Below are 23,346 nucleotides of genomic sequence, written 5' to 3'. Positions count from 1 at the left end.
TTCGACTAGACAGCAAATTTTAAAGCTTTGTTTTCAACTTTCACTTTGATTGTTGTCATCACTAGAAGGTGTACTACCGATTCCCAATTGTTGTTTGGAGCGTTTGAGTTGCTTCCAAAGAGCGCGAATTTTCTGATAAGATTCTTCCGGAGACAGCTTGCCAGCAGTTTCCAAGTTGCAAATGTAACTTACCCTTTGAGCAAATTCTTGTAGATTCGCATTAAAAACTAGGTTCTCTGGTTTTACTTGACCGTAGTAGCGACCGCGCGGGTAAAGAAAATTTGTTTTGTTATCCACTGGTTTTCCTAATTGTTTAATGTATTTTTTAGCACGAGAAAAACTGAGTAAAAAAGATTGACAAGACTTTCCTAGCCAGCCAAGTTAATTAAATAGCTTTCGATCGTGAAGGCAATGTCAGGTCTATATTAACTCCTTAATCTGTTCTTAACCTAAATATTTAGGTTTACTAAATAACTTTACATTTGAGTCAAGCTAATATCTTAACTTTTGTAAGTTGCGATTTATTGTATAGGCGATCGCTTGTTTCTCGATCCAAAGGGGTAAATTTAGAAATTGGAGGCTGAAAAGCCCTAATTCTCGCCTAAAACTGAGATATTTTTAGCCAAATTCAGCCTCCAACGTTAATTATCTGCGCGGTACGAGCTTGATAATTGTGGCTTTATCGGTGACATTGAGGCTAATTTTATTATTCTTAATCGAGGCAGCCTTATTAGACATATTGCCCCTATCATCTAGGGTGTAGATAGTAGCGCTGCGAATTGGCGTAGATAAATTTACTTGGGTTGGCATTGGTGGCGGATTAATTTCTCGCACTGGGGTAGTGCTGCGATCGCCATTAGAAATTTCGTGCCACAAAACTAAGTAAAAACTTCCATCCCGCTTTTGTAATAATAGATCGTGTACGTACTCTGTTCGGTCGTAGCCTGGTGGTGCTTTGATTGCAAGATTGTAGTTTAACGCTCTGGGAATTATTTTAGAGCCTGCGGGATCTTTAAGGACGCTAATTAAATTTTTTAGCGCCGTGTAGGCTGGTTTTGGACTTAGATTATGGCGTAACAAACCGTAATTAGCTTCAGAATTTTCTGGCTGATTCCATTCATCGACAAATTCATAAGAACAAGTGCGAGGAACGCCTTTACGGAAGTATTCTAAAAATAAACGCGGCATATACTTACCGTGTACCTTTTCGGAAATACCTTTCTCACCTTTGGTAGTAAAGTAGCCCGTTTCTGTAGCTGCCATTGGCTTACCTTTAAAAGGCGGGGCGTAAACATCAAAAGCATAAGGATGATTATTGATATTTACCGAAGGAAAGTTGCCTTGCCAGTAATACTTTTCAATTGTGTTGTATTTGAAAGGATTATTGAAAGGGTTGCCACCAGAGGGGTAGGGATGAAAATTTCCCCAATCTACCACCGCACTCAAATCTTTTAGCGGCGACTTATTGCCATAATCGTAGGTACGCCCTAAAGATGATCCAATGATTTTAACTTGAGAAGTAGCGCGATCGCTCTTTAAGGCTTTGTAGGTATCTGTAGTCAAGCTTTGAATATAGGAACCCCAGTATAAGGGGGACTTAGAATCGTCGTTGAGTTTCTCTTTGTCTCCTTTGCGCCAATATAATTTTTGGTAATTGAGATCGATTTCATTGGCAATTTCTACCGCATCAATCGCCTTAGTCCCAACTTTGTTTTTAACAAAATCAGTAATATTGTAGGCAGGATCGGCAGCCCAATAAGAGGAATTAGCGGTAATCCCACTATCTGGATTCATGATATAGGTGGTCTTGATCCCCAAATTCCCTAGTTCTTTCATTTTGGCAATGACATCATCACCTGTGCCGCCATCGCGGACATGACGAACGCCAAGAGCGACTAATTTTTGTTTGACAGCATCGTATTTTTGACCGTAAGGAGTGTCGTAATAATGCCAATGAGTATTTACACAAATACTATCTACAAAAGCATAGGCAGGTTTGGCAGCTTTGATGGGTGCAGCTACGGCAAGTTGTGGTGTTGTAGAGGGCAAATTAGAATTAGTTGTTACTTCTTGGGCAAAACAACCAATAGTAGTAACAATTAGCGTAAGCGGAAGCAGGAGTTTTAGTTGGAGAGAGCGCATCATAAGATCAATTAACAACGATTGTAGATCACTGTTTATGGTTCGTCTTCTTCGTCTGGCAGATCGAACTCTGATAGGTGTTGAGGGGGGATAGCAGCAATGATGGCATCAATTACCTTGGCGACGGGGATAATTTCTAGACTGCTAATATCGGGGTAATTTTGACCCTTGGGAACGATCGCGCGTTTAAAGCCAAGTTTTGCTGCCTCCTTTAAGCGTAGTTCCATTTGCGACACTGGGCGAATTTGTCCGCCCAAACCAACTTCACCCATTAATACAGTACGCGGATCGACAACGCGATCGCGAAAACTAGCAACAACGGCGATCGCTATTCCCAAGTCTACCGCAGGCTCCTCGACATTTAAGCCTCCGGCTGAGGCGACGTAAGCATCTAATTTTGATAGGGGAATACCGACGCGCTTTTCTAAAACTGCCAATATTTGCAACAGCCGATTGTAGTCAACCCCCGTAGTCGAGCGTCGGGGGGAACTGTAGCTAGTAGGACTTACCAAGGCTTGCAACTCTACAACAATCGGGCGAGTGCCTTCACAGGCGACCACAAGGGCAGTTCCGGGGCTACTTTCATCACGGTTGCCTAAAAATAACTCTGAGGGGTTAGAAACTTCTCTTAGCCCTTGCTCGACCATTTCAAATACGCCAATTTCGTGAGTTGCGCCAAAGCGATTTTTGACCGATCTTAGCAAGCGGTGAGAAGCAAAGCGATCGCCTTCAAAATATAGTACCGTATCGACTAAATGTTCTAATACTTTGGGTCCCGCGATCGCGCCTTCTTTGGTTACATGACCGACAATTAGCAGTGTAATATCTTCGCGCTTGGCTACTTTCATTAAAGCTGCGGTACATTCGCGCACTTGAGCCACCGAACCTGGCGCAGAAGTCATGGCAGGTAAGTAAATTGTTTGAATACTATCAATTACCGCTACATTTGGCTTGAGCGATTCTAATTCTCGCAAAATTTCTTCCAAATCTGTTTCTGGTAGTACATAAAGATCCGCGCCTTCTCGTTTTTTTACCCCATTAGCAGGAACATCAATTTCTAGCTCTAGAGATTGCGATTTATTAAAAACCCCCAACCTGGAAGCCCGTAGCTTGACTTGTTGCCCAGATTCTTCGCCACAAACGTAGAGAATGCGGTAGTTTTCAGCTAAAAGATTGGATACTTGCAATAGTAGAGTAGATTTACCAATACCAGGATCGCCACCAATTAGTACCAAAGATCCAGGCACAATTCCCCCGCCTAAAACTCGATCTAATTCCCCGTAGCCAGAAAGCCAGCGCTCCTCATCGCGGTGAGTAATTTGCGGAAAAGTTAGGGAGGCTCGCGCTTTAGCAGGTTTATTAGTTTTCCCGTTATTTCGCCCTGATGGTACTGCTCCTCGACTTGGAAGAATAGAACTATTCGACTCAATTTGTTCTTCTAAAGAATTGTAAGTACCACAGTGGGGACACTTGCCAAACCATTGGGGTGAATCGCCTCCACAATCATTGCAAACGTAATAAGTTCGTGGTTTTGCCATCGTTATTTTCTAATTTTTGCGAAATATTTATATGAAGGAAATCTTAAGAAAGCTGGAAATCCAGTATTAGTAATACTCCCGGCTTCTTAAAACGATTAAATGAAGTGATAATCTTATGGAATAGAACTAAAAATTAACGATCGCCAGATTTCACTTGCAGGAGAGTTATTAAAATTGGAAAATCATAAAGAAAAAATCCTTGTAGTAGACGACGAAGCCAGCATTCGCAGAATTTTGGAAACTCGGCTGTCGATGATTGGGTATGATGTCGTAACCGCCGCCGACGGCGAAGAAGCTTTAGACATTTTTCGTAAAGCAGAGCCAAATTTAGTAGTTTTAGATGTGATGATGCCTAAGCTTGACGGCTATGGTGTTTGTCAAGAATTGCGTAAAGAATCAGATGTACCAATTATTATGCTAACAGCCCTAGGAGATGTAGCCGATCGCATCACTGGGTTAGAATTGGGGGCTGATGACTATGTAGTTAAGCCTTTTTCTCCTAAGGAACTAGAAGCAAGGATTCGTTCGGTACTGCGGAGAGTCGATAAAACCGGAACATCGGGTATTCCAAGTTCGGGCGTTATTCATGTTACGAATTTACGCATTGACACTAACAAGCGCCAAGTATACAAAGGCGACGAGCGCATTCGGCTTACCGGAATGGAATTTAGCTTGTTAGAGCTACTGGTTAGCCGCTCTGGGGAAGCTTTTTCGCGCTCCGAAATTTTGCAAGAAGTCTGGGGTTATACTCCAGAGCGACACGTTGATACGCGCGTAGTTGACGTGCATATTTCTCGGTTACGCGCCAAGTTAGAAGACGATCCCAGCAACCCAGAACTAATCTTAACGGCTAGAGGTACGGGATACTTGTTTCAACGCATTATTGAGCCTGGAGAAGAATAATTAGTTATCGGCAATTAGCATTTATCTAATTGCTAAGAGCGAGTTATGGCGAAACCAGACCAAAACCAAGTTTTGCGGCGTTTGCCAATTGTCGTAGGGGCGCTGGCGGGTGTATTGCTGTTAATTAACCGCCTACTAACCCCAGAACTTAGCGACTCTCAAGCGCGGGCGGATGCGCTGGGGGTAATTTTGAGTGCGTTGTTAATTTTGACGGGTTTATTGTGGCAGCAAGTGACACCGCGATCGCCCGATGCGGTAAATTTAATTGGCGAACAAAGTTTTGAGCTTGCGCCCGATTTGCCCGACGAAGTAAAAACCGAATTAGCCTGGGCAAGTCACTTGTTGCTAACTAACACTGTTACGAAAGTAATTGTAGTTTTTTATCAAGGTAGAGTGCTGTTGCGGCGCGGAATTTTGGGGAAGCAAAAAGAAGTTAAACCTGGAGCAATTTTGCAGCGAGTGCTAGATAAACACAAGGCTGTTTATTTAGTCAATCTGACAATTTACCCCGGAAAAATTGAGTTTGATTATTTGCCCGAAAATACTCAAGGTGCGATCGCCCAACCAATTGGCGATCGCGGGGTATTAATTCTAGGGGCAGATGCTCCGCGCAGCTATACCAAGCAAGATGAGAACTGGATTAGTGGAATTGCCGATAAACTCGCTGTCACTCTTAGTAATCATTTACCCGATACAGGTTGAAATTGTTTTATGTTAGCTCTCTACTGGTCGCTTGTGGCAGTAATGGTTGTCGGAATCATTGGGGCTGTCGTGCCTGGGATTCCTGGTACTAGCTTGATATTGGTTGCTATTTTGATTTGGGGAGCGGTGCAAGGTTCGTTTGCAAGTATCGGTTTGCCAGTAATAGTTGCGATCGCAGTTTTAATTATGGGAATTGGGATTGATTTTTTGGCTAGTTATTGGGGAGCAAAACGCGCTGGCGCTAGTAAATGGGGGCAAATTGGCGCAATTGTGGGCTTGGTTGTGGGTATCCTTGGTTTGTTGCCTGCTTTACCTGTTGGCGGTCCTTTATTGGGTATTTTGTTAGGACCACTTTTAGGAGCAATTATCGGCGAATACCTGTATCAGCGCGATTTTAAGCTGGCATTAAAGGCGGGAGTCGGTATTGTGGTGGGTTCTTTAATTGGGAACTTAATTCAAGGAGTGCTGGCGATCGCAGTTGTCGGAGTATTTTTATACGCTACCTGGGGACAGGTATTTGCTACTTGAAATTATAATTTGCTTCAGCTTCTAAAACTCAAACAGAATTCTTCACTAAAACTTGATACTATTCTCTAAGTAGAGGTGTGAAACTTCATGTACTGTCTCTTACCTTATGTAAGTACACGCAGACAAAAGAATGTTTTGTACCCAAGCAAAAAACAATTTGTTCCACAATAATTAGCTAAGTTGTTTGTTGCTCAAACTCAATTCCTAGTTAGGAGAATTAGTAATGCAATCTGAACTAGATAAAGTTTTAGCAGACCTTTACAACAGCAACAAAAAATTGGCAGAGTAACTGTTAGAAAAACAAGTAATATCTGCCATGCAGTTGGAGGAATTATTAGGCAATGAGCAAATGCCTTTAGGTCAGTTACTACTTGAAGAAAAATTAATCCTTCAATACGAACTCAAACTAGCTTTACTAGAGCAACAGTTGAATAGCAAAAAATTAGGCGAAGTTCTAGTCGAACAGCAAGCAATTTCATCAGAGCAGTTAGCGAAGACTCTCCGCAAACAAGCTTGGCAGATAGAGAAAAAAAATATGAATAGTATTAGCTACTAACTTCTGCTCATAGAATTGATTATAGATTTAGCGATCGCACTTTAATAGCACTATAAACTTTAAAACTTAAGGAAATTAATATATGATTTGCTCAAATTACTCTGATTTTAGAACCGACGGCACTACTATTCAAATGTTTCCAAGTTCAGCCGCAGCTACAGAGACAGACAAGCAAATTGCCGTACAACTCATCCAAGCAGCAATAGAATTAATCAAACCTTCAATTAATGAAGGAAATTTAGACGAGCAGATTGCTAAGAAATTTACCAGAGTCCATGAAGCAGTTATATCTGCATATTTAGGCAGCACTATAGATTAAGTAAGCCACTCTCAAGTTTCTATACGCTGCAATGCTTCGGTTGTTGGATTACACTAAGAATTCTTTCTTTTTTCTTGAGCTTTCTTGAACAAACTTTCAAATGTATCCTGTGCTTTATAATTCACACTCTCCACGTAACCACCCATATTTTTATTATACCAGCAACCATTACGGAGCTTTTCCCATTCATCTGAATCAACATTTAAAAATGAAATATGTAATGAGTTAGGACTTAGATTAAGGTCTAACATTGCATTAATAAATTTAGAAATACCGTGACCATCTCCTGTCAATGAATTAAAGCCACTTTCATTGTTTGCTGCAATCATGCGCCGATATCCCTTATCTTCTGAGCTAATTATGCGCTGATATCCTTTATCCTCTTTCCAAAAAACGAGATAAGCATCACCATACTCGTCAAAATTTGGGATGCACAGAAAACAAGGTTTAAAATCCTGCTCTAAGTAATAACGGCAATCATCTTGTTTGTAGAAGACATCAAAAGTGCGAAAAACAGGCTTTTTACCTTCTTGAATAAACTCAGGATTAACAAAAAACACCTATACTAACTTCTCAATAAATTCATTAGGAAGCTCGTCTAGTCCATTTTCATAAGCTTGTAATTCCGAAGCTTTCTCCAAATTGTATAAATTAGACATTTCTTTAGGACTTAAACCTAGAATATCTTCACGCAACTCCTTATGTCGTTGTCCAAGTATCTCTTGATAGCGCCTAGTTGTTTGTTCAATCGGAGGAAGTAGAGATGTAGCAATGACTTCTTGGTTTTAGGATGAGATTCTATGAAAAAAATCTTTTGCAGGCGGATACAGAGCAGCAACTGCTGATATTACGGCTGATAATAGTGCTAATACTGACCAATTATCCATAGGTACTTCAATTGATAAAGAATCTCACCATGGTTATTGTATAAAAAGTTCCTCTTTAACTACCTTGCATAAGCACTTAAACATGATATTTATACGTAACTTCCTATATTTAGTTACACAGATAAACTTCCTGGGCTATATAGTAAATCTACGGTTTAGTTGACACAGGCGATCGCCGTTCGTTTACTGTTTATCTTTTTGTTAGCCTCCAATTTGGATTTAGACTTGACTCAAACTACAAAAGCTTAATCTAGAAATGTCCCCGCTTCAATACCTGTTGAACTCCAGGTGTAGTATCGCTCACCAAGGTCTGTATTTTGTCAATCATTCTTTGGAAAACGTCAGGATAGTATTTTGAAGCATCAATAAAATCAGCATATTCCTGTCGATACTCTCTCCGCGACTCTGGTGTTCTGTATTCTTGACGAATATTCGCAGACATTCGCCTGCATTTTCTAACAATTAATACATCATCAATTTGAGTTGAAATAATCGAAACTGGAGTCATATCTAAAAACTCACATACCAAAAAGTAAAGCGAACTAGGGACTGCAATCTTTAAATCTCTACTGGTAGCTACAGCTTCTTGAAACATCGTTTTGTCCAAATTAGTTTTACATTCAGCACAAATATATCCAAGATGAGACTCGACCAATCTAGAATTTGTAAACTCTCTATCAAAAGAGGTTTTTAAGTATAGTTTCTTGCCCAATACAAAATCTTGATTTTTTGTTCTTAAAGTTGGTTCGCCGCCTTGTCCTGGATTTCCGAGAGAAGAAAGAAAACTTAGCCCTGCAAATGTGCTTTTAGGTCCAATCTCAAAAGAATCATCTATCCCTCCCAAACTTCTATATATTAGTTGAGGTAGAAATTCCTCAAGAATTGTGTTATCAAGCTTAAGCTGCCCTTTTTGGCGATACAGAAAGTTATTTGAACTATCAAAAATTAGATCGAGTTCGATAAATCGCTTATAACGATTAGTCGCTTCAACTAACTTTTCAACCGTATCTGGTTTTCCACTTTCTACCGATGCTAATTCCTGAATCCACTGCTGATACTTCTTTTGTGCCTCCTCAACCCTATCTTTATCAGCGATAGGTAGTCTAGAGTTATTTAGACAAGCTATAAGTTTGTCGTAGTGAGGAGTAGGCAACTGAAGCATAATATTTTTACTTTGTGTTGAAATAGAAGTTGATTGATGAGAAGTGAGTGACTGATTAATGTAAAGAGGAGATTTAACTACATCTGGAACTTTCCTAATTGCTTCAATTAGTGCGTGTTTGTTAGCATCCGATGCAAATTTCAAACTTTCTTTAAGAACTTTATCAGCAATATTCCTAGCAATTCGATCCCATTCTGCTACGGGTATATAAAAATTGTTTGGGACTAAATGTAAAATGTCTTCGCGAATATTTTTGCCAAATTTATTTTTAAAATTGCGTTGTTGTGTAAGAACTAATTCAAAAGAAGCTGAGTTTCTAGCAAGTTGAGAAATGATGTCTGAATTATAGAAAGGAACTCCTAAAACCCTAGATTCATAACCTACTACAAAAATCATACGAGAGTTAGGTTTGCAAACACGTTGTAATTCGCCTAAAACAAGAGCCATATCTAGACAGTATTGAGTTACTGTCAAAAATCGATTTCCGCGATTTGCCCGATTAGAACCTATTTCTGATTTGGCTATTTTGAGCAAATCCCAGCCTAACGCTTCTGCCGAGCATCGATAATTTTGATGATAGTTAAAAACATTAATGTAAGGAGGAGATGTAATAATAAAATCTATAGTATTCTCCTCAAAAGTAAGAGTACGCGCATCACCTAGTGAGGTAATAATTGAGGATTTAGAATAGGGAAGATTATTAATGGTTTGACAGAGAGTAAAAAAAATATTGTAAATACGCTCTATAGTTAAATTATTGTTTGCTAGGTCAAGAAGTATTACTAAAGTGTCTATAATTCCTCTTTCAAAACCCTCTAAACAGCTATAAAGCATAGTAAGAGAATCATGAAAGCTTAATAAATCAATTTCTTGTACTGCACCAATCTCAAAAAGGGTGGGTTTAGGAAAATATTTTTCTAATTTAACTCTTGCTGAGTTAATAATTTTTATACGTTCACTAATCTCCAAATTGACTAATTTGTAGGTTTTGCTAAGAATCCATGCTGCGGGATTTATTTCACATCCAAAAGCATGAAGACCAAGACAGGCTGCTTCATAAAGAACTGTTCCACTTCCTACAAAAGGGTCGAGAATAGTAGCATTTCTTGGACAATAAGCAAGTAAAAGATTTTCAACTAACTGAGGAGAAAATTGTCCCCGCCAAGGAAAGATATTTGACCGTACTTTATCATCAATATCTAAAATATTCTGAGAGATGGATAAGTCTAGATTAATTGGTTTTTGTGTCAAAAACTTTTCTTTTAACTTATTAAATAAAAATAAGCTGTTTTGCATTATTTGAATTGTAATAATTTTGAACTTGAACTAATATTCATTTTAAAATGCAACCCTCAACAGTAACTCAGAAATAATTTTATCCGCGTTCTGCTGCAAGTAGTACGGTTGTAGCTCAAACGCCAAACTTCAATCTAAATTCATTTCAAACTTGATCTAAAGGTTGGTGCGGTTGTGGTGGCAACTCAATGCAGATTGAATCGCCAACACATACCTTACCACCAACTATAACAATCCCCATAACCCCAGCTTTGCGGATAAGCTTTCCTTTCTCGTCACGCCCTAGCACCGCCGCCATCAATCCTGACTGAAATCGATCTAACTGGGTGCAGGGATTTCGCAGACCTGTTATTTCAACTATTGCTGTGTTGCCTAGATGTAGTTTTGTTCCAGTCGGTAAACTAAGCAGATCGATCCCGCGCGTCGTAATATTTTCACCCATTTGTCCGGCGGATACAACAAAGCCAGCCGCTTGCAACTCATCATGCAGTTCTGAATGAATCAAATGCACTTGGCGTAAATTGGGCTGGGTTGGGTCAACTGCCACCCGCGAACGATGTTTGACTGTTTTACCCATATGGGAATCACCTTCAACACCAAGCCCTGTCAAAAGTTGGATGCTTTCTTGATTTAGTTTGGTGAAAGTGTGCGCCTCACTGCGGCTAACCTCGACTACTACACCATCCATTTACATCACCTCCTACTTTCAAGCTTTAGATCGCAACAAAAAGCAAATCATAATTTTAGTAGCGATCGCAATCCCCCAATCTTCGCTCACCATACCAAAGTTGATATACCTGCAAGTATAGGACGACGACCTACACGCCGATGCCCTAATAGTACGTTTTTAACTAAATTGTCAGCCGTTGGGCGAGTAGATAATTTTGGTGGTTTGCTTAGTTTTTCTGCTAGTTGTCCTTGCAAATCCGAAGGCGCACGGGGCGGGAATACTAAGCTTAAAGAAACATTGTCTGTTAGAGTGCGAGATTGAGATTCTGCCCAAGTCCACATAGCGCCCTGGGTAGCGCTAAAATGCCCTAAATTTGGCAATCCAATGCGCCCATTTTGACCTAAAAATATGCCGATTCTACCTTCGCCAGCCTCTTGCATTGCTGGTAAAACGCTTTCAATTAGATGAATAGGAGATATTACATTTACTTGCATCATTGTTTCTAAGCTGTCAAAAACTGCGGCACAGTGAAATAATGCCGATGGTGGTTCTAATTCTGGCAGTTGTTGTAAGGAAAGGTTTTGCAAATCGCAGTGTTGCCATACTAATTCTTTGTTTTGCGATCGCGCCCACAATATCAACTCCTCTGGAGGCGATCGCGTCAGCGCCACTACGCGCCAATCTAGCCGCAATAAGCTCATTACGACCCCAAAACCCTGTTGCACCAGTCACCCACACGGTTTTCATGGCAGTAGAAAGTCGTTAATTTCTTGGTATACGCGATCGCGTTCTACATCTAATAAAATAATATGGTCGGATTGTTCCAACCAACAAAGCTTTTTCTCTTTAGAGCCTATTTGCCGATAAATGATTTTTGCTCCGTTGGGATCGACTACGGTATCTTTTGACGACTGAATAATTAATGTTGGTACATCAATTTGAGGTAACAAAGGCTTAATTGCGTTAATCAATTCCAGCGCACTTTTAACGGTGGGCAAATTAAAGGTTCTAAAAAAAGCAGCTTCTTCGGCAGCTTTTCGCATAACTTTATCTCTAATTGGCAATTTCAAGCGAGGTACATCATTAATTAATCTACCTACGGAAGCTAGATAAGTTTCGGGTTTTAATAAGTAATACCACTCGTGTTTGATTGCTAAAAAAGGACTAAGTAAAATCAAATTTTCTACAGGATTTGTAGCTGCTAAATATAACGCTAAAGGGCAACCTGTAGAGAATCCAATTACTGAGATGCTGGCGTATTTTAAACATAGCTTTTGATAGGTTTCTTCTACGTGTTCGTACCATTCGCGCCACTTAGAAGCAGGCATTTTAGGCATAAGTTCCGCGTGACCTGGATAATTTATACCTTGAACAGCTAAGCCGCGCCTATGTAAGTATTCACCCAACAGATGCATCTCATATACACCGCCACCTAAGCCGTGCAATAGCAAGCTAGCGCGATCGCCTGTGGATTCTAATAAAAATGGTTGATTGCTTAACTTCATCTTTTTACCATTGTTCCTACAGCAAAATAATCATTGCGTTGCAGCGTTTCTATTTCCCAACCGTAAGGTTTTGCCCAGTCGATTAGTTGTTGCGCTGGGCGCAGTACTAATTTCCAAGGTTTTTGGTTCAAATCTACTAAACTTTCTTGCAATAATTTCAAATCTGGATGGTTTTCTTCAATTGTAAATACCCATCTAGCACCAGGTTGAGTAATAGATGAACCATTACTTAAAACTGTTTTAATTTGCTCGTCTTCTGTCAAAATATCAAAGAATCCAGAAGAAACTAAAATATCAGCTTTTTGACTAGCAAAGGCAGATAAATTAAACGCATCGTTATGTTTAAATACAATATCGCTGCGCCCTTGCGTCTTGACTTTGGCTTTTCCTTGAGTAACCGCTTCATCGTTGTAATCGCCAGCAATAATCGTTGCGCGATCAAAAGGTAATAAAAATAAATACGAACCGACCCCCGCCGCTAAATCGAACACTTGAGGATGGCTGTAATGGGAAATTGCATCATTAAGTTGTTCTACTAGCATTTGACGACGCGATCGCACTCCATCCCAAACTTTGTTTGATAAGTATATTCGGTCAATTAATACTCCTAATGGCGTGATTCCTTGGAGCTTATTTTCATAAACATATTCCAGCATTACGCCAGAATCAAAGCCTGTTCTCCAGCCTAAACTAATGCCTTTACTGAGTTTGCCGACAGTTTTGAGTAAAAAACGTAAAATTTGATATTTCATTGCTTTTAGAGGTAATTTAGCGGTATTTGAGCTTACACTTCCACAGCCAATCAACGGTTTTAGACAAACCTCTCATTGAGTTAAAAATATGCGGCGATAGACGGACATAATCGCCTCTTTGAGCGGTAATAATGCGTTTTTTGTAGCCATCAACCACAATCAATTCTGTTTGTCCCAATCCTGGATCGAAACAAACAAGCCCAGACCACCGTTCGGGACAAGATACAACTTTCCAACCCATTTCTAATAAGCGTTCGTGCAAGTAATCGCGGCGTTGTTTTACTCCTTGAGTTATGTTGTTCCAGCCAGAAGATTGAAAATATTTAAGGTTAGTTTCAAATCGAGCGCTCACTTGGGGAGAAGACCAGCTTAATTCCCAACCACGCGCGGTTTTACTCATCCCCGATTGAACCAGGGGCGGTTGATTTAATCCCAACCAAGTAGGAAAAGGTGGAGACAATTGGCTTAAAACTCTAGGACTAAGCACTAATAAAGCTAACCCCAAACCAGAGGCTAACCATTTTTGCGTCCCCGCACACCAAAAATCAATTTCAGGACACCAACTAGGTTTAACTCCCGCCGATTGAATTGCATCAACGCAAGTCCAAATCCCTTTAGCGCTTGCTTGTTGTACTACTTGCTGCCAAGATTGTTCTATTCCTGTTGTAAAGTCAACAGTTGAAATGCTGACCATTTTTACCGATTCACCCCAAAGTTGCGCCCAGTCTTGCACAGCTTGCGCCTGAACGCCAAAGCGGTCTAAACTCTGCCAAGGTAAAACGTTAGCGGGAAAGCCATTAGCTGGATAGAGGATAGTGTCGCCGTTTTGCCAAGTTAGACTATAGGCGGCGATCGTTAGTGCCACACTGGTAGAAGGTACAAAGGCAACTTGTTCGCTATGACAACCCAGCCACAGGGCAACATCTTCGCGCAGCTTCTCGACTCGTTTAACCCAGTTTGGTAAGAGGATATTGCCCAAATGTACGGGTACAATTGTCCAGCCTTCTTTCAGTAATAGTTTTAATAATCCGTGTTGGAGTTTGCAGCTTTTGCGGCTACCACTGGGATAAAACAAAATCCAGCCGGAGGTTGCAGTTTTGAGGCGAAGTCGCCACTGTTTTAATTCCATGACGCTGAGGGAGGCGATCGAAAGCTACAGCTTGACATAACAAGGAGGCTGCTAACGCCCGATTAAGTTGACCAAAAAGTAATCTGCGGCGGCTAATACAACAATCTGACATCGGATTTTGGCGGGTATTGCGGCAAGCAAAGTTATGGTATCTAAGTGCGATTGATGGTTTGCGACGATGGCAATGCGATCGCCTTGAGGAATTTGCCCTTTTACACTCAGCCGATATTGCAACCTTAATAGTGTGACTGCAAGCCAACTACCGCAAAGTCGCAGAGTATCCCAAGCCAAGTCTGGTACGCGCGGATAACTCCCCAAGCGTTTAGTTAAAGGATCTCCCAAATCCGGCGCAGGTGCATAATCGAATTTCATAGCGGTTTATCTTGGTAAACAAACGGTTCAGAAGTTAAAGGCGATTGCCCCTCAGTCTGATTTAAAATAACTTTGCGGACTGCATGAGAAACTGGATTTGTCTCGCGGCTTAAGTCTTGACTGTGTAAGTTATAAGCCCGTTGTTCTTCTGGGCTAAATTCGGTACTGGATCGCTTTGTTGTTTGGCGAACATTGCCAGACTTGCTACATATACTTTGCTACTACTATTTAATTGCATTAATGTCGATCGCCCGTTGACTGCTTTGGCTAAATCGCGGACAGGAATCGGCGCATTCATTAGCATTTGGCTTTCTCCTGGGGCAATTACTAGCTTTTGGGGAAAACAAGTAGTACGGATACCACCCAAAACATCACTTACAGCGCGATCACCTGGTCCAGAATAAACTTTACCATCGTTATTTTCTAAATAAGGCGACAAAGTGACGTAAGGCGCATCTGGCAGTAAATAACTGGCGGCGGCTAAAACATCAATAGTTACAGGCTTTTTACCTGGATTATTAACAATTATCCCCAAATAAAGCATCTGGGAATCTTTGAGATAATAGCTGAAATGGTGAGCAAATAAATCAAAGCGTCCTTCTAAAGGATAGTTTAGGTGCGCTGCTGGTACTTTTTTATCTGTTGGGGAAAAGTGGATAGTAAAATACCATCTGCTTTGCCTCCTTCGGGGCTATTGCTATTAAATACCGGAATATTGTCTAATTTCCCTGGTAATGGGCGAACTTCCTGGGGTTGAATGACATCTTTAGGTGTTGTTTGGGCAACAACTAACTTAGGAATTGGCAAAAAATATAGCAAAGTTGCAATGGAGGCGATTGCCGGATACCAAATCTGCTTAGGAGTTTTCATGAAAGTCAAATATATTGCGCGATCGCAAAAGTATTATTTTTTAGGGATTCTAATTAGGAATAATTTAGTATGGTATTCATTAAGTGAGTAGATTTGCTTTTTTAACTTAATACAAGAAATCCTGCTTGCCTAATATCACTAGATTGCCTGCCCCTATTTTTTGCATGACCTCTGATTCTGCCCTGCCTGAAGTTGTTTCTGACCTTACGCCTGCTACAGAAGAAGTAAAGGTCAATCTCCAAGTACGCTTTAAAAGTGAAGGAGATCGTTTGCTTTTAATTTTGCCCACCGAAGCAGAAATGCCAGCGTCCGCAGATAATTGGTCAGAAATTTGGCAGCAAATGAAGCAACGGTTAAATGCTGGCGACAGATTTTGGCAACCCCATACTTCCGTCGAACTACTAGCCGCCGATCGATTACTAGATGGCAGACAACTACAACAGATAGCCGATGCTTTGAGCGAAGTCCACCTGCAAATGCAGCGAGTGCGCACTAACCGTCGCCAAACTGCTGTAGCGGCGGCTACGGCTGGCTATTGCGTCGAGCAACAAGCCCCCGTATCAACCTTAGCAACTGCGCCCGTCGCCTCTAATCCACCATTAGTAGAACCATTATATTTACAAATGACTATTCGTTCTGGTGTAGAGATTCGTCACTCTGGTACAGTAGTCGTGTTGGGAGATATCAATCCTGGTGGTATCGCGATCGCCAATGGCGATATTCTAGTTTGGGGTCGCTTGCGTGGGGTAGCTCATGCGGGTGCTAATGGTAATGCCAAATGTCTAATTATGGCGTTGCAAATGGAACCAACACAGTTGCGGATTGCTAAGTATGTAGCAAGAGCACCAGCCAACCAACTGGAGGAATACTATCCTGAAGTTGCTTATGTTACTCCTGATGGCATTCGGCTCACCAAAGCTGCTGATTTTTCTAAGTCGTTGTCCCAGTTTCTACCACAGTCATGAGTCGCATTATCGTCACCACTTCTGGTAAAGGCGGAGTAGGTAAAACCACCGTCACCGCAAACTTAGGCATGGCTCTAGCCCGATTGGGTAAGCAAGTTGCTTTAGTAGACGCGGATTTTGGTCTAAGAAATTTGGATCTATTGCTTGGTTTGGAAAACCGCATTGTCTACACGGCAATCGAAGTTTTTGCTGGAGAATGTCGGTTAGAACAAGCTTTAGTCAAAGATAAGCGCATCCCAGGTTTGGCGCTATTACCAGCAGCGCAAAATCGCACCAAAGAAGCCGTAAGTCCCGAACAAATGACGGAGCTTGTGGATACCTTAATTAAGACGTACGATTATGTTGTTATTGATAGTCCCGCAGGCATCGAACTAGGGTTTAAAAATGCGATCGCTCCTGCTAAAGAAGCTCTGATTGTTACTACTCCAGAAATTTCCGCAGTACGAGATGCCGATCGCGTCGTTGGCTTACTAGAAGCCCAAGGGATCAAACGTATCAATTTAATAGTCAATCGTCTGCGTCCAGCGATGGTACAGCTAAACGATATGATGTCGGTGCAAGACGTGCAGGAAATTTTGGCAATTCCCTTAATTGGGGTAATTCCTGAAGATGAGCGCGTAATTGTTTCGACCAATCGTGGCGAACCATTGGTATTGTCTGAAACTCCGTCCTTAGCGGGAACGGCTTTTGATAACATAGCCCGTCGTTTGGAAGGGCAAACCGTTGAATTTATCGATCTAAATGCGCCTCCAGATAATATCTTTTCTCGAATCCGCAAATTATTGTGGACAAAAATCATTTAAGCGATGTTCTTTCTCCTGCTACTGCTATGATCGGTGAACTTTTGGATCGGCTCTTTCCTCTGCCTCGTAATAGTAATGACAGTAGTCGCGCGGAAGTCAAGCGGCGGCTACAGGTGGTGATTTCTCACGATCGCGCGGCTCTAAATCCAGAAATGCTGGAAAAAATGCGGTTAGAGATTTTGGAAGTGGTATCGCGTTACGTCGAACTTGAAGTAGAAGGGCTGGAATTTTGCTTGGAAAACAACCAACGGGCAACGGCTTTGATTGCCAATTTGCCTATTCGCCGTGTCAAAGAAGAAGAAGAAGTAAAACCGAGCAAGTAGTTACTTTTTTACCCGATTGCTAACTGCTGTGTCTTTTGATCGAGGCATAGCAGTTTTTCTATTCTTAGATCCTGTGGACTAATTGTAAGTTGCGATCGCCTCACTAAATAATTTGTTGGGATTACCTACATATTTATATTTTTATCTGTATATTATTTATCACTAGCTTTAAGCAGGCTGTCAATAGCGAACATAAGGGAAAACCTAGCTAACCTCAGCAAGGTCAGTAATTTTACTGAGTAACAAATTAGCTTTGCCATCTGCTTAAGTATGATGATTTGAGCAAGTATAGAAAAAACATAATATTTTTAATTGCATTGTGACAGTCTAAGTTCAGCAAAAGAGACAAGTGCGAAATAATACTAACAGTTTTAAGTAATTTATTGGGGGAGGTTACTTAATTATGCCAGTTGAGCGTGATCGCCTTGTTTACTCACTCGATTTGGGTTATCAACTTTAAGTATCTAAAAATGAACAAGCAAACGATTCAGTTTTTAAAATCAGGAACACTAGCATTAGTGGGACTAGCTTTAGCTGGCAGTCAAGCTAGTGCAGTTACTATTACTTCTATTACTACTGATGGCAGCGATTTAGCTAATAGTATTTTGGGTGCAGGTATTACGATATCAAACGTTAACTATAGTGGCGGGGCCAACGCCTCTGGATTTTTTACAGATGGCTTAGCTTCAGGACTAGGTATTGAATCAGGTATCCTTTTAACTAGCGGTAATGCCAATAATGCCGCCGGACCAAATAGGGCAGAAAGCACATCAACAAGTAATGGAGTTGCAGGGGATACAGACTTAAATACCTTAGTTCCAGGTTTCAATACCCGTGATGCTACGGTGCTGGAATTTGATTTTCAAAGCACTGGGGGAGACCTTTATTTTAACTATGTTTTTGCATCGGAGGAATACAATAAGTTCGTTAATTCATCGTTTAACGACGTGTTCGGTTTCTTCTTGGACGGGTAAAATATACCTCTTATCCCTTTAACTACTACTCCTGTTGCTATTGATAACGTTAACCTTGGTGTGAATTCAGGGTTTTATAAAAATAATGATTTGGCAAGTGGCGCACTCTACAATACTGGCTATGATGGGTTCACAAGTGTATTTACTGCCTCTGCTCTAAATATTGGTTCTGGAACCCATACAATCAAGCTGGCAATTGCAGATGCCGGGGATGATGTCTATGATTCGGGTGTATTTATCCAAGCTAAAACTTTCTCCTCTACTCCGGCAGAACCCGTCCCCGAACCTACTTCAATGTTGGGTATATTAGCTTTTGGTGCTTTGAGTGGTCGGAAGCTATTGCAGCGCAAGCAACAAGCTTAAGTTAGTAACTATAATGCGATCGCGTTTCTCATCCAAACAACGCGATCGCATTATTCTAAGTGTTGTGTATTTTGGTACAGACACAGCAGCTTTAACTTTAGATTTTGGCTTCTTCTTTCACCAACTTCTCCCAACCCAAATCTTTAAGATTGTTGTTGCGACGCAAAGGACGAGTTACCAATTCTAAAATGTCACGAGCATTAGTAAAGCCGTGGATTTGAGCAAAGGTAAATTCTACCGACCACTTGGTATTAATACCCCGCGCTTCGAGCGGATTGGCGTGAGCCATCCCTGTAATTACGAGATCTGGACGAGTTTCTTGAATGCGCTGAATTTGGTTGTAATTATCTGGTTTTTCGATAATTCTCGGTAAAGGCACGCCCATTTCTTTGCAAGTATTTTCTAACAGCGTCAACTCCGCAGCCTGAAAGCGCTTATCCATGTAAGGAATGCCAATTTCTGGCACAGTCATGCCACACCGTACCAAAAACCGCGCTAGAGATATTTCTAGTAAGTTGTCGCCCATAAAAAAGACTGACTTACCGCGAATTAGCTGCAAATAATCTTCCATACTTGCCCAAATTTGCGCTTCTCGCTCGTCCAAACCTTTGGGGGTAATTCCTAGCACTGAGCAGATTTTTTCAATCCAAGCGCGAGTTCCATCTGGACCAATGGGGAAAGGCGAACCAATAAGCTTACATTTACGGCGACGCATTAAAGTTGTAGCGGTGCGGCTGAGGAAGGGATTGACACCAGAGACATAATACCCTTCTTCAATTACTGGTAATTCTGTGTAACGCTTGGATGGTAGCCAGCCGGATACTTTAATTCCTTGCTTTTTGAGTTCTAAAGTTAGCTGCGTAACTACGGGGTCAGGTAAAGAACCAAATAAAACTAATGGTGTATGGTTGACATACTCCGATTCATCGGCAGCGACATCTTCCTTCTTTTTACCAAAATTGAGCAATGATGCGATCGCATTGCGTTCTTTTTTCTCAGATTCTACAACCGATGCTTTTTCGGGACAACGGGCTGCCATAGCTGCAAGTACCGTATCTTCCCCTTGAGTAAAAGCATAATCTAAGCCATTAGCACGAGCAGTTACAATCGGGATGCCAATTTCTGACTCTAATTTTGGTGCTAATCCTTCCAAATCCATCTTGATAATCTCAGTCGTGCAAGTCCCAATCCAGACAATTACGCTAGGATTGCGATCGCGCTTTATTTGCAAACATAACCGCTTCAATTCTTCGTAATCGTTTAGCTGTGCGGAAATATCTCCTTCCTCTAATTCCGCCATTGCATAACGGGGTTCAGCAAAAATCATTACCCCCATAGCGTTTTGCAGGAAATAGCCGCAAGTTTTTGTACCAATTACCAAGAAAAAACTATCTTCAATTTTCTGGTAAAGCCAAGCGACACAACTAATAGGGCAAAAAGTATGATAATTGCCAGTTTCGCATTCAAAGTTTAGTGTTTCCGGTTGAGCTACGGTCATAAATTTAGTATTCTCCCCTTGAACTATTAAGGATTAGTTAAAATTGGTGTTCTTAAAGCTGCCACAACAGAAATAGCTCTTAATCGCGGCAATAAATCTATCTAAAATCTTCCGCTCCTTTTCCAGTCACCCTCTGTTAGAAGTTGGGAAATAGACCAGAAATATCTTGAGCATCTTGAGATTGCCCTTCATCTTCATTATTGGATGTAAGTTCAAACTCCAAGTTAGCTGTATTGCCTAGATCCAAAAACGCATCGCTAAAATCATCTAAGGAATTTGCGATCGCATTATTGTCTATAATTCCTTCTTCCATGCCATCAAACGTTATCTGATCGAAAGATGTAATTGTAAATGCGTCTTGTTCTTGAAAAGTCTTGGTGACGGATGAACCGCCCCTCAAGCTTTCCGCTTCTTGAAAAGTCTTGGTGACGGATGAACCGCCCCTCAAGCTTTCCGCTTCTTGAAAAGTCTTGGTGACGGATGAACCGCCCCTCAAGCTTTCCGCTTCTTGAAAAGTCTTGGTGACGGATGAACCGCCCCTCAAGCTTTCCGCTTCTTGAAAAGTCTTGGTGACGGATGAACCGCCCCTCAAGCTTTCCGTTTCTTGAAAAGTCTTGGTGACGGATGAACCGCCCCTCAAGCTTTCCGTTTCTTGAAAAGTCTTGGTGACGGATGAACCGCCCCTCAAGCTTTCCGTTTCGCTAATAACTACAACAGCTTCATCATTGTCAAAGTTACCCTGCAATAAATCCTTGGCTTGAACTGGTTGATTTTCTTGCACCTCAATTTTCGCAGGAGGACTGTTGCCTAACATCAAATCTGGATCGAAATTCAACCCCAATACATCAATCAAATTATCTACATTCGGGTTTAGCTTCGAGAAAGGCAACATTAATTCTGCTAGTTGCGGTTCTAGGGCATTAATTATTCCTAGGATGAGGTAAGACGCAGGACGCTTGCCACCGTCAGGAGTATCCACTGCATCAGAATGTAAGCTAATCCAGAAGCGATTGCTTTGAAAATATTGCAACCACTTCTGTTTTAATGAGTTTTTCAGATTACCGAAAAAAGCCATTGTTTCTTACCTTCGTCCTCAAAACAAGGGCGGATTAAACCATCATCAAATCTAGTTTTTCTTCCTGATTTGCGACGGGAGTAGTGGGATTGAGATAGAAGTCAGACAGCAAGGAGAACAATTCGCGGTCTGGAGCATCATTAGGTACAACACCTTCTGGTCGTGCCAAAATTTGATCGGCAATACTGAGGTAGTAATCGCAGACATAATTTAGCGATGGGTCTGTTTCTGCCATTTCAAACAAAGTCTTACCCTTAACGCGAGATACGCGGATATCTTCAATTAAAGGCAATACTTCTAATACTGGCATTGGTACAGCTTCTATATACTTCTCAATCAAATCGCGCTTGGAAGTACGGTTGCCAATTAGTCCCGCTAGGCGCAAGGGATGGGTGCGTGCTTTTTCTCTTACAGAAGCAGCGATGCGATTAGCGGCAAACAAAGCATCAAAACCATTATCGGTCACGATTAAGCAATAGTCAGCGTAGTTTAAAGGTGCTGCAAACCCGCCACATACCACGTCACCCAACACATCAAACAAGATGATATCGTACTCATCAAAGGCGTTGAGTTCTTTGAGCAATTTTACTGTTTCTCCAACTACGTAGCCGCCGCAGCCAGCACCCGCCGGAGGTCCGCCAGCTTCTACGCAATCTACACCACCGTAGCCTTTGTAGATGACATCTTCAGCCCAAACATCTTCGTAGTGGTAATCTTTTTCCTGAAGCGTGTCGATAATTGTGGGAATTAAAAACCCAGTGAGAGTAAAAGTGCTGTCGTGCTTGGGGTCACAGCCAATTTGCAATACTTTCTTGCCACGCTTGGCTAAGGCAACAGAGATGTTACAGCTAGTTGTAGATTTGCCGATGCCACCTTTTCCGTAAACTGCAAGTTTCACTTATTTTTGGCTCCTATCGTTGTTTATCGAACTGCTAGTTTAAAAAATTTATCTACTAGCTTGTTTGTTTTGATGTGTCAGGTCTTTGATTGAATTATTGTTCAACTCCGGCACAAAAGAAAGGGGGTTGCAAGATAAGTAGAGGCTTAAATCAGACTCAAATAGTCTTAGTGAAAGAAAAAATAGTATTAAAAGCTCAAAAACCTGTTTTAATCTCTAAAAACAACTCAAAAAAGAATTTAAGTTCATTTATTTATAAAAAAAGTTACAAAAAACAAAAGTGTTTTTTCTCCAGAAGCTGCCGGGAAAAAGGTAAGGGCAGTAATGAGAGAACTCAACAAGACCTAGTTACCCGACGCTGAAGCTGGTATAAACAGCCTGTAAGAGGTATTTGCTTGGAGAATACAGAGTTTTGATTAGAGTTTGTATCTATTAAGAGAACAAGATAAGAGTGAAGTCAGCTACTAATGTTAAAAATAATAAATTTTGCTCAAATCGCTGCATTTCTAAGAGACATCGCCCTCAAGTGCTTCTATTTCCTGTAAAGATTGCCAACCAGCTTGCCATTGGGAAGCATTTTTGAGCAACTTAGCATTTACCCAAAAACGGACAAGAGGATCGCAAGCTGCAACCATTTCCGCAAAAACCCATTTACCTTGATTTTTGCGATTGACAACCTGAAAATGCCGCCAGCCATCTATTTTTTGCTGCGCTGTCCATTTAGAACCAACTAAATAAGGAAATTTTTGTTTTTTTTGCATAACAGGGTATTTGAGACTTTAAATATCACAACTTTCTCTCAAGGTTGAGGGATATCGTTCCTTCCAGCCGGAGTCTATACAATAAAAGAAATCGCTACCTTATATATTGACCGGGAGATAATATGACTGCCGCAACAAATCTGAGTGTAGACCAAGACATTATTTACCCAGATAGTGACGGACAGCCAATGTCTGACAATACCAAGCAATTTGAGTGGATAGTAACCAGTGAACTACCCAACACTAATCGGAGTACCGATATAGTGTGGGCTTCCAGCTTCACGGACAGTCGCCTCTACGGAGGTCTTGCGACCCCGCTTTGGTCTTACACTCTCTCCACTGGCAGTAGCGCTAG

At 41.2% G+C, this 23,346-nt stretch carries 23 protein-coding genes and 3 pseudogenes; 10 read left to right on the top strand and 16 right to left on the bottom strand.

From position 1 onward, the window contains the following. Nucleotides 1-33 precede the first annotated feature (33 nt). The 3 genes from AC2VE5_RS14455 to radA form a co-directional block, all read right to left on the bottom strand. Complete coding sequence (locus AC2VE5_RS14455; RefSeq protein WP_486888442.1) at nucleotides 34-297, bottom strand: DUF7219 family protein; 264 nt, start codon at nucleotides 295-297, stop codon at nucleotides 34-36. A 348-nt stretch (nucleotides 298-645) separates the two neighbouring features. Beyond that, nucleotides 646-2,145 carry a hypothetical protein gene (locus tag AC2VE5_RS14450; RefSeq protein ID WP_486888441.1) on the bottom strand — a complete coding sequence of 500 codons (1,500 nt, stop codon included), beginning with the start codon at nucleotides 2,143-2,145 and terminating at the stop codon, nucleotides 646-648. 32 nt (nucleotides 2,146-2,177) lie between these two features. Beyond that, a complete protein-coding gene (radA, locus tag AC2VE5_RS14445; protein ID WP_486888440.1) occupies nucleotides 2,178-3,680 on the bottom strand; it encodes a DNA repair protein RadA in 1,503 nt (500 codons plus the stop codon). A 174-nt stretch (nucleotides 3,681-3,854) separates the two neighbouring features. Here radA and rpaB point away from each other — a divergent pair, with 174 nt between their 5' ends. The 5 genes from rpaB (at nucleotide 3,855) to AC2VE5_RS14420 (ending at nucleotide 6,688) form a co-directional block, all read left to right on the top strand. Next, nucleotides 3,855-4,583: a response regulator transcription factor RpaB gene (rpaB, locus tag AC2VE5_RS14440; protein ID WP_486888439.1), complete on the top strand. Its 729-nt coding sequence runs from the start codon at nucleotides 3,855-3,857 to the stop codon at nucleotides 4,581-4,583. 45 nt (nucleotides 4,584-4,628) lie between these two features. Next, nucleotides 4,629-5,285, top strand: coding sequence for a cofactor assembly of complex C subunit B (locus AC2VE5_RS14435; protein WP_486888438.1), 657 nt, complete (start codon nucleotides 4,629-4,631; stop codon nucleotides 5,283-5,285). 9 nt (nucleotides 5,286-5,294) lie between these two features. Beyond that, nucleotides 5,295-5,813, top strand: coding sequence for a DUF456 domain-containing protein (locus AC2VE5_RS14430; protein ID WP_486888437.1), 519 nt, complete (start codon nucleotides 5,295-5,297; stop codon nucleotides 5,811-5,813). A 316-nt stretch (nucleotides 5,814-6,129) separates the two neighbouring features. After that, the gene (locus tag AC2VE5_RS14425; protein WP_486888436.1) at nucleotides 6,130-6,369 is read left to right on the top strand and encodes a cyclic di-GMP-binding domain-containing protein, MshE-related; all 240 of its coding nucleotides are present in this window, start codon (nucleotides 6,130-6,132) and stop codon (nucleotides 6,367-6,369) included. Between the two features lie 82 nt (nucleotides 6,370-6,451). Beyond that, nucleotides 6,452-6,688, top strand: a complete 237-nt coding sequence (locus AC2VE5_RS14420) for a hypothetical protein (protein ID WP_486888435.1) — start codon at nucleotides 6,452-6,454, stop codon at nucleotides 6,686-6,688. Between the two features lie 53 nt (nucleotides 6,689-6,741). On the opposite strand, the gene AC2VE5_RS14415 is transcribed toward AC2VE5_RS14420, so the two are convergent. The 9 genes and pseudogenes from AC2VE5_RS14415 to AC2VE5_RS14375 all read right to left on the bottom strand — a co-directional run. Then, the gene (locus AC2VE5_RS14415; RefSeq protein WP_486888434.1) at nucleotides 6,742-7,248 is read right to left on the bottom strand and encodes a hypothetical protein; all 507 of its coding nucleotides are present in this window, start codon (nucleotides 7,246-7,248) and stop codon (nucleotides 6,742-6,744) included. Nucleotides 7,249-7,825: 577 nt separating this feature from the next. Next, complete coding sequence (locus AC2VE5_RS14410) at nucleotides 7,826-10,033, bottom strand: Bpu10I family restriction endonuclease (RefSeq protein WP_486888433.1); 2,208 nt, start codon at nucleotides 10,031-10,033, stop codon at nucleotides 7,826-7,828. Between the two features lie 145 nt (nucleotides 10,034-10,178). Next, nucleotides 10,179-10,721 (bottom strand): MOSC domain-containing protein, encoded by a 543-nt coding sequence (locus tag AC2VE5_RS14405; protein WP_486888432.1) that lies wholly within the window; start codon nucleotides 10,719-10,721, stop codon nucleotides 10,179-10,181. Between the two features lie 86 nt (nucleotides 10,722-10,807). Beyond that, the gene (locus AC2VE5_RS14400) at nucleotides 10,808-11,428 is read right to left on the bottom strand and encodes an SDR family NAD(P)-dependent oxidoreductase (RefSeq protein ID WP_486888431.1); all 621 of its coding nucleotides are present in this window, start codon (nucleotides 11,426-11,428) and stop codon (nucleotides 10,808-10,810) included. 18 nt (nucleotides 11,429-11,446) lie between these two features. Continuing rightward, on the bottom strand, nucleotides 11,447-12,208 hold the full coding sequence (locus AC2VE5_RS14395; protein ID WP_486888430.1) for an alpha/beta hydrolase: 762 nt from the start codon (nucleotides 12,206-12,208) through the stop codon (nucleotides 11,447-11,449). Then, nucleotides 12,205-12,960 carry a class I SAM-dependent methyltransferase family protein gene (locus tag AC2VE5_RS14390; protein ID WP_486888428.1) on the bottom strand — a complete coding sequence of 252 codons (756 nt, stop codon included), beginning with the start codon at nucleotides 12,958-12,960 and terminating at the stop codon, nucleotides 12,205-12,207. The genes AC2VE5_RS14395 and AC2VE5_RS14390 overlap by 4 nt, the downstream gene beginning before the upstream one ends. A gap of 16 nt (nucleotides 12,961-12,976) precedes the next feature. After that, nucleotides 12,977-14,089 carry an aminotransferase class V-fold PLP-dependent enzyme gene (locus AC2VE5_RS14385; RefSeq protein WP_486888427.1) on the bottom strand — a complete coding sequence of 371 codons (1,113 nt, stop codon included), beginning with the start codon at nucleotides 14,087-14,089 and terminating at the stop codon, nucleotides 12,977-12,979. A gap of 51 nt (nucleotides 14,090-14,140) precedes the next feature. Then, entirely contained in the window at nucleotides 14,141-14,461 is a 321-nt protein-coding gene (locus tag AC2VE5_RS14380; protein WP_486888426.1) for a 1-acyl-sn-glycerol-3-phosphate acyltransferase, read from the bottom strand. A gap of 136 nt (nucleotides 14,462-14,597) precedes the next feature. Continuing rightward, nucleotides 14,598-15,331, bottom strand: a pseudogene (locus AC2VE5_RS14375) (DUF3370 family protein); the annotation flags it as partial. Between the two features lie 164 nt (nucleotides 15,332-15,495). Here AC2VE5_RS14375 and minC point away from each other — a divergent pair. The 4 genes and pseudogenes from minC to AC2VE5_RS14355 all read left to right on the top strand — a co-directional run bounded on the left by minC (nucleotide 15,496) and on the right by AC2VE5_RS14355 (nucleotide 18,759). Beyond that, nucleotides 15,496-16,296, top strand: a complete 801-nt coding sequence (gene minC, locus AC2VE5_RS14370; protein WP_486888425.1) for a septum site-determining protein MinC — start codon at nucleotides 15,496-15,498, stop codon at nucleotides 16,294-16,296. Further along, entirely contained in the window at nucleotides 16,293-17,099 is an 807-nt protein-coding gene (gene minD, locus AC2VE5_RS14365) for a septum site-determining protein MinD (protein ID WP_486888424.1), read from the top strand. Before minC ends, minD begins: the two co-directional genes overlap by 4 nt. Nucleotides 17,100-17,125: 26 nt before the next feature. Beyond that, complete coding sequence (gene minE / locus AC2VE5_RS14360) at nucleotides 17,126-17,422, top strand: cell division topological specificity factor MinE (RefSeq protein WP_486888449.1); 297 nt, start codon at nucleotides 17,126-17,128, stop codon at nucleotides 17,420-17,422. A gap of 470 nt (nucleotides 17,423-17,892) precedes the next feature. After that, nucleotides 17,893-18,759, top strand: a pseudogene (locus AC2VE5_RS14355) (choice-of-anchor L domain-containing protein). 97 nt (nucleotides 18,760-18,856) lie between these two features. On the opposite strand, the gene AC2VE5_RS14350 reads toward AC2VE5_RS14355, so the two are convergent. The 4 genes from AC2VE5_RS14350 to AC2VE5_RS14335 all read right to left on the bottom strand — a co-directional run bounded on the left by AC2VE5_RS14350 (nucleotide 18,857) and on the right by AC2VE5_RS14335 (nucleotide 22,991). After that, nucleotides 18,857-20,257: a ferredoxin:protochlorophyllide reductase (ATP-dependent) subunit N gene (locus AC2VE5_RS14350; RefSeq protein ID WP_486888423.1), complete on the bottom strand. Its 1,401-nt coding sequence runs from the start codon at nucleotides 20,255-20,257 to the stop codon at nucleotides 18,857-18,859. A gap of 136 nt (nucleotides 20,258-20,393) precedes the next feature. Further along, nucleotides 20,394-21,332, bottom strand: a complete 939-nt coding sequence (locus AC2VE5_RS14345; RefSeq protein WP_486888422.1) for a DUF5331 domain-containing protein — start codon at nucleotides 21,330-21,332, stop codon at nucleotides 20,394-20,396. Nucleotides 21,333-21,366: 34 nt separating this feature from the next. Continuing rightward, nucleotides 21,367-22,230, bottom strand: a complete 864-nt coding sequence (gene bchL, locus AC2VE5_RS14340) for a ferredoxin:protochlorophyllide reductase (ATP-dependent) iron-sulfur ATP-binding protein (protein ID WP_486888421.1) — start codon at nucleotides 22,228-22,230, stop codon at nucleotides 21,367-21,369. A gap of 506 nt (nucleotides 22,231-22,736) precedes the next feature. Further along, nucleotides 22,737-22,991 carry a TIGR02450 family Trp-rich protein gene (locus AC2VE5_RS14335; protein ID WP_486888420.1) on the bottom strand — a complete coding sequence of 85 codons (255 nt, stop codon included), beginning with the start codon at nucleotides 22,989-22,991 and terminating at the stop codon, nucleotides 22,737-22,739. A gap of 122 nt (nucleotides 22,992-23,113) precedes the next feature. Between AC2VE5_RS14335 and AC2VE5_RS14330 the strand changes: the two are divergent. Then, nucleotides 23,114-23,346 (top strand): annotated as a pseudogene (locus AC2VE5_RS14330) (hypothetical protein); the annotation flags it as partial.

The organism is Aliterella sp. E5.1 (genome assembly GCF_057473825.1).
Note: the sequence above shows the minus strand (reverse complement) of the source record. Positions and strands in the feature narration are given on the sequence as shown.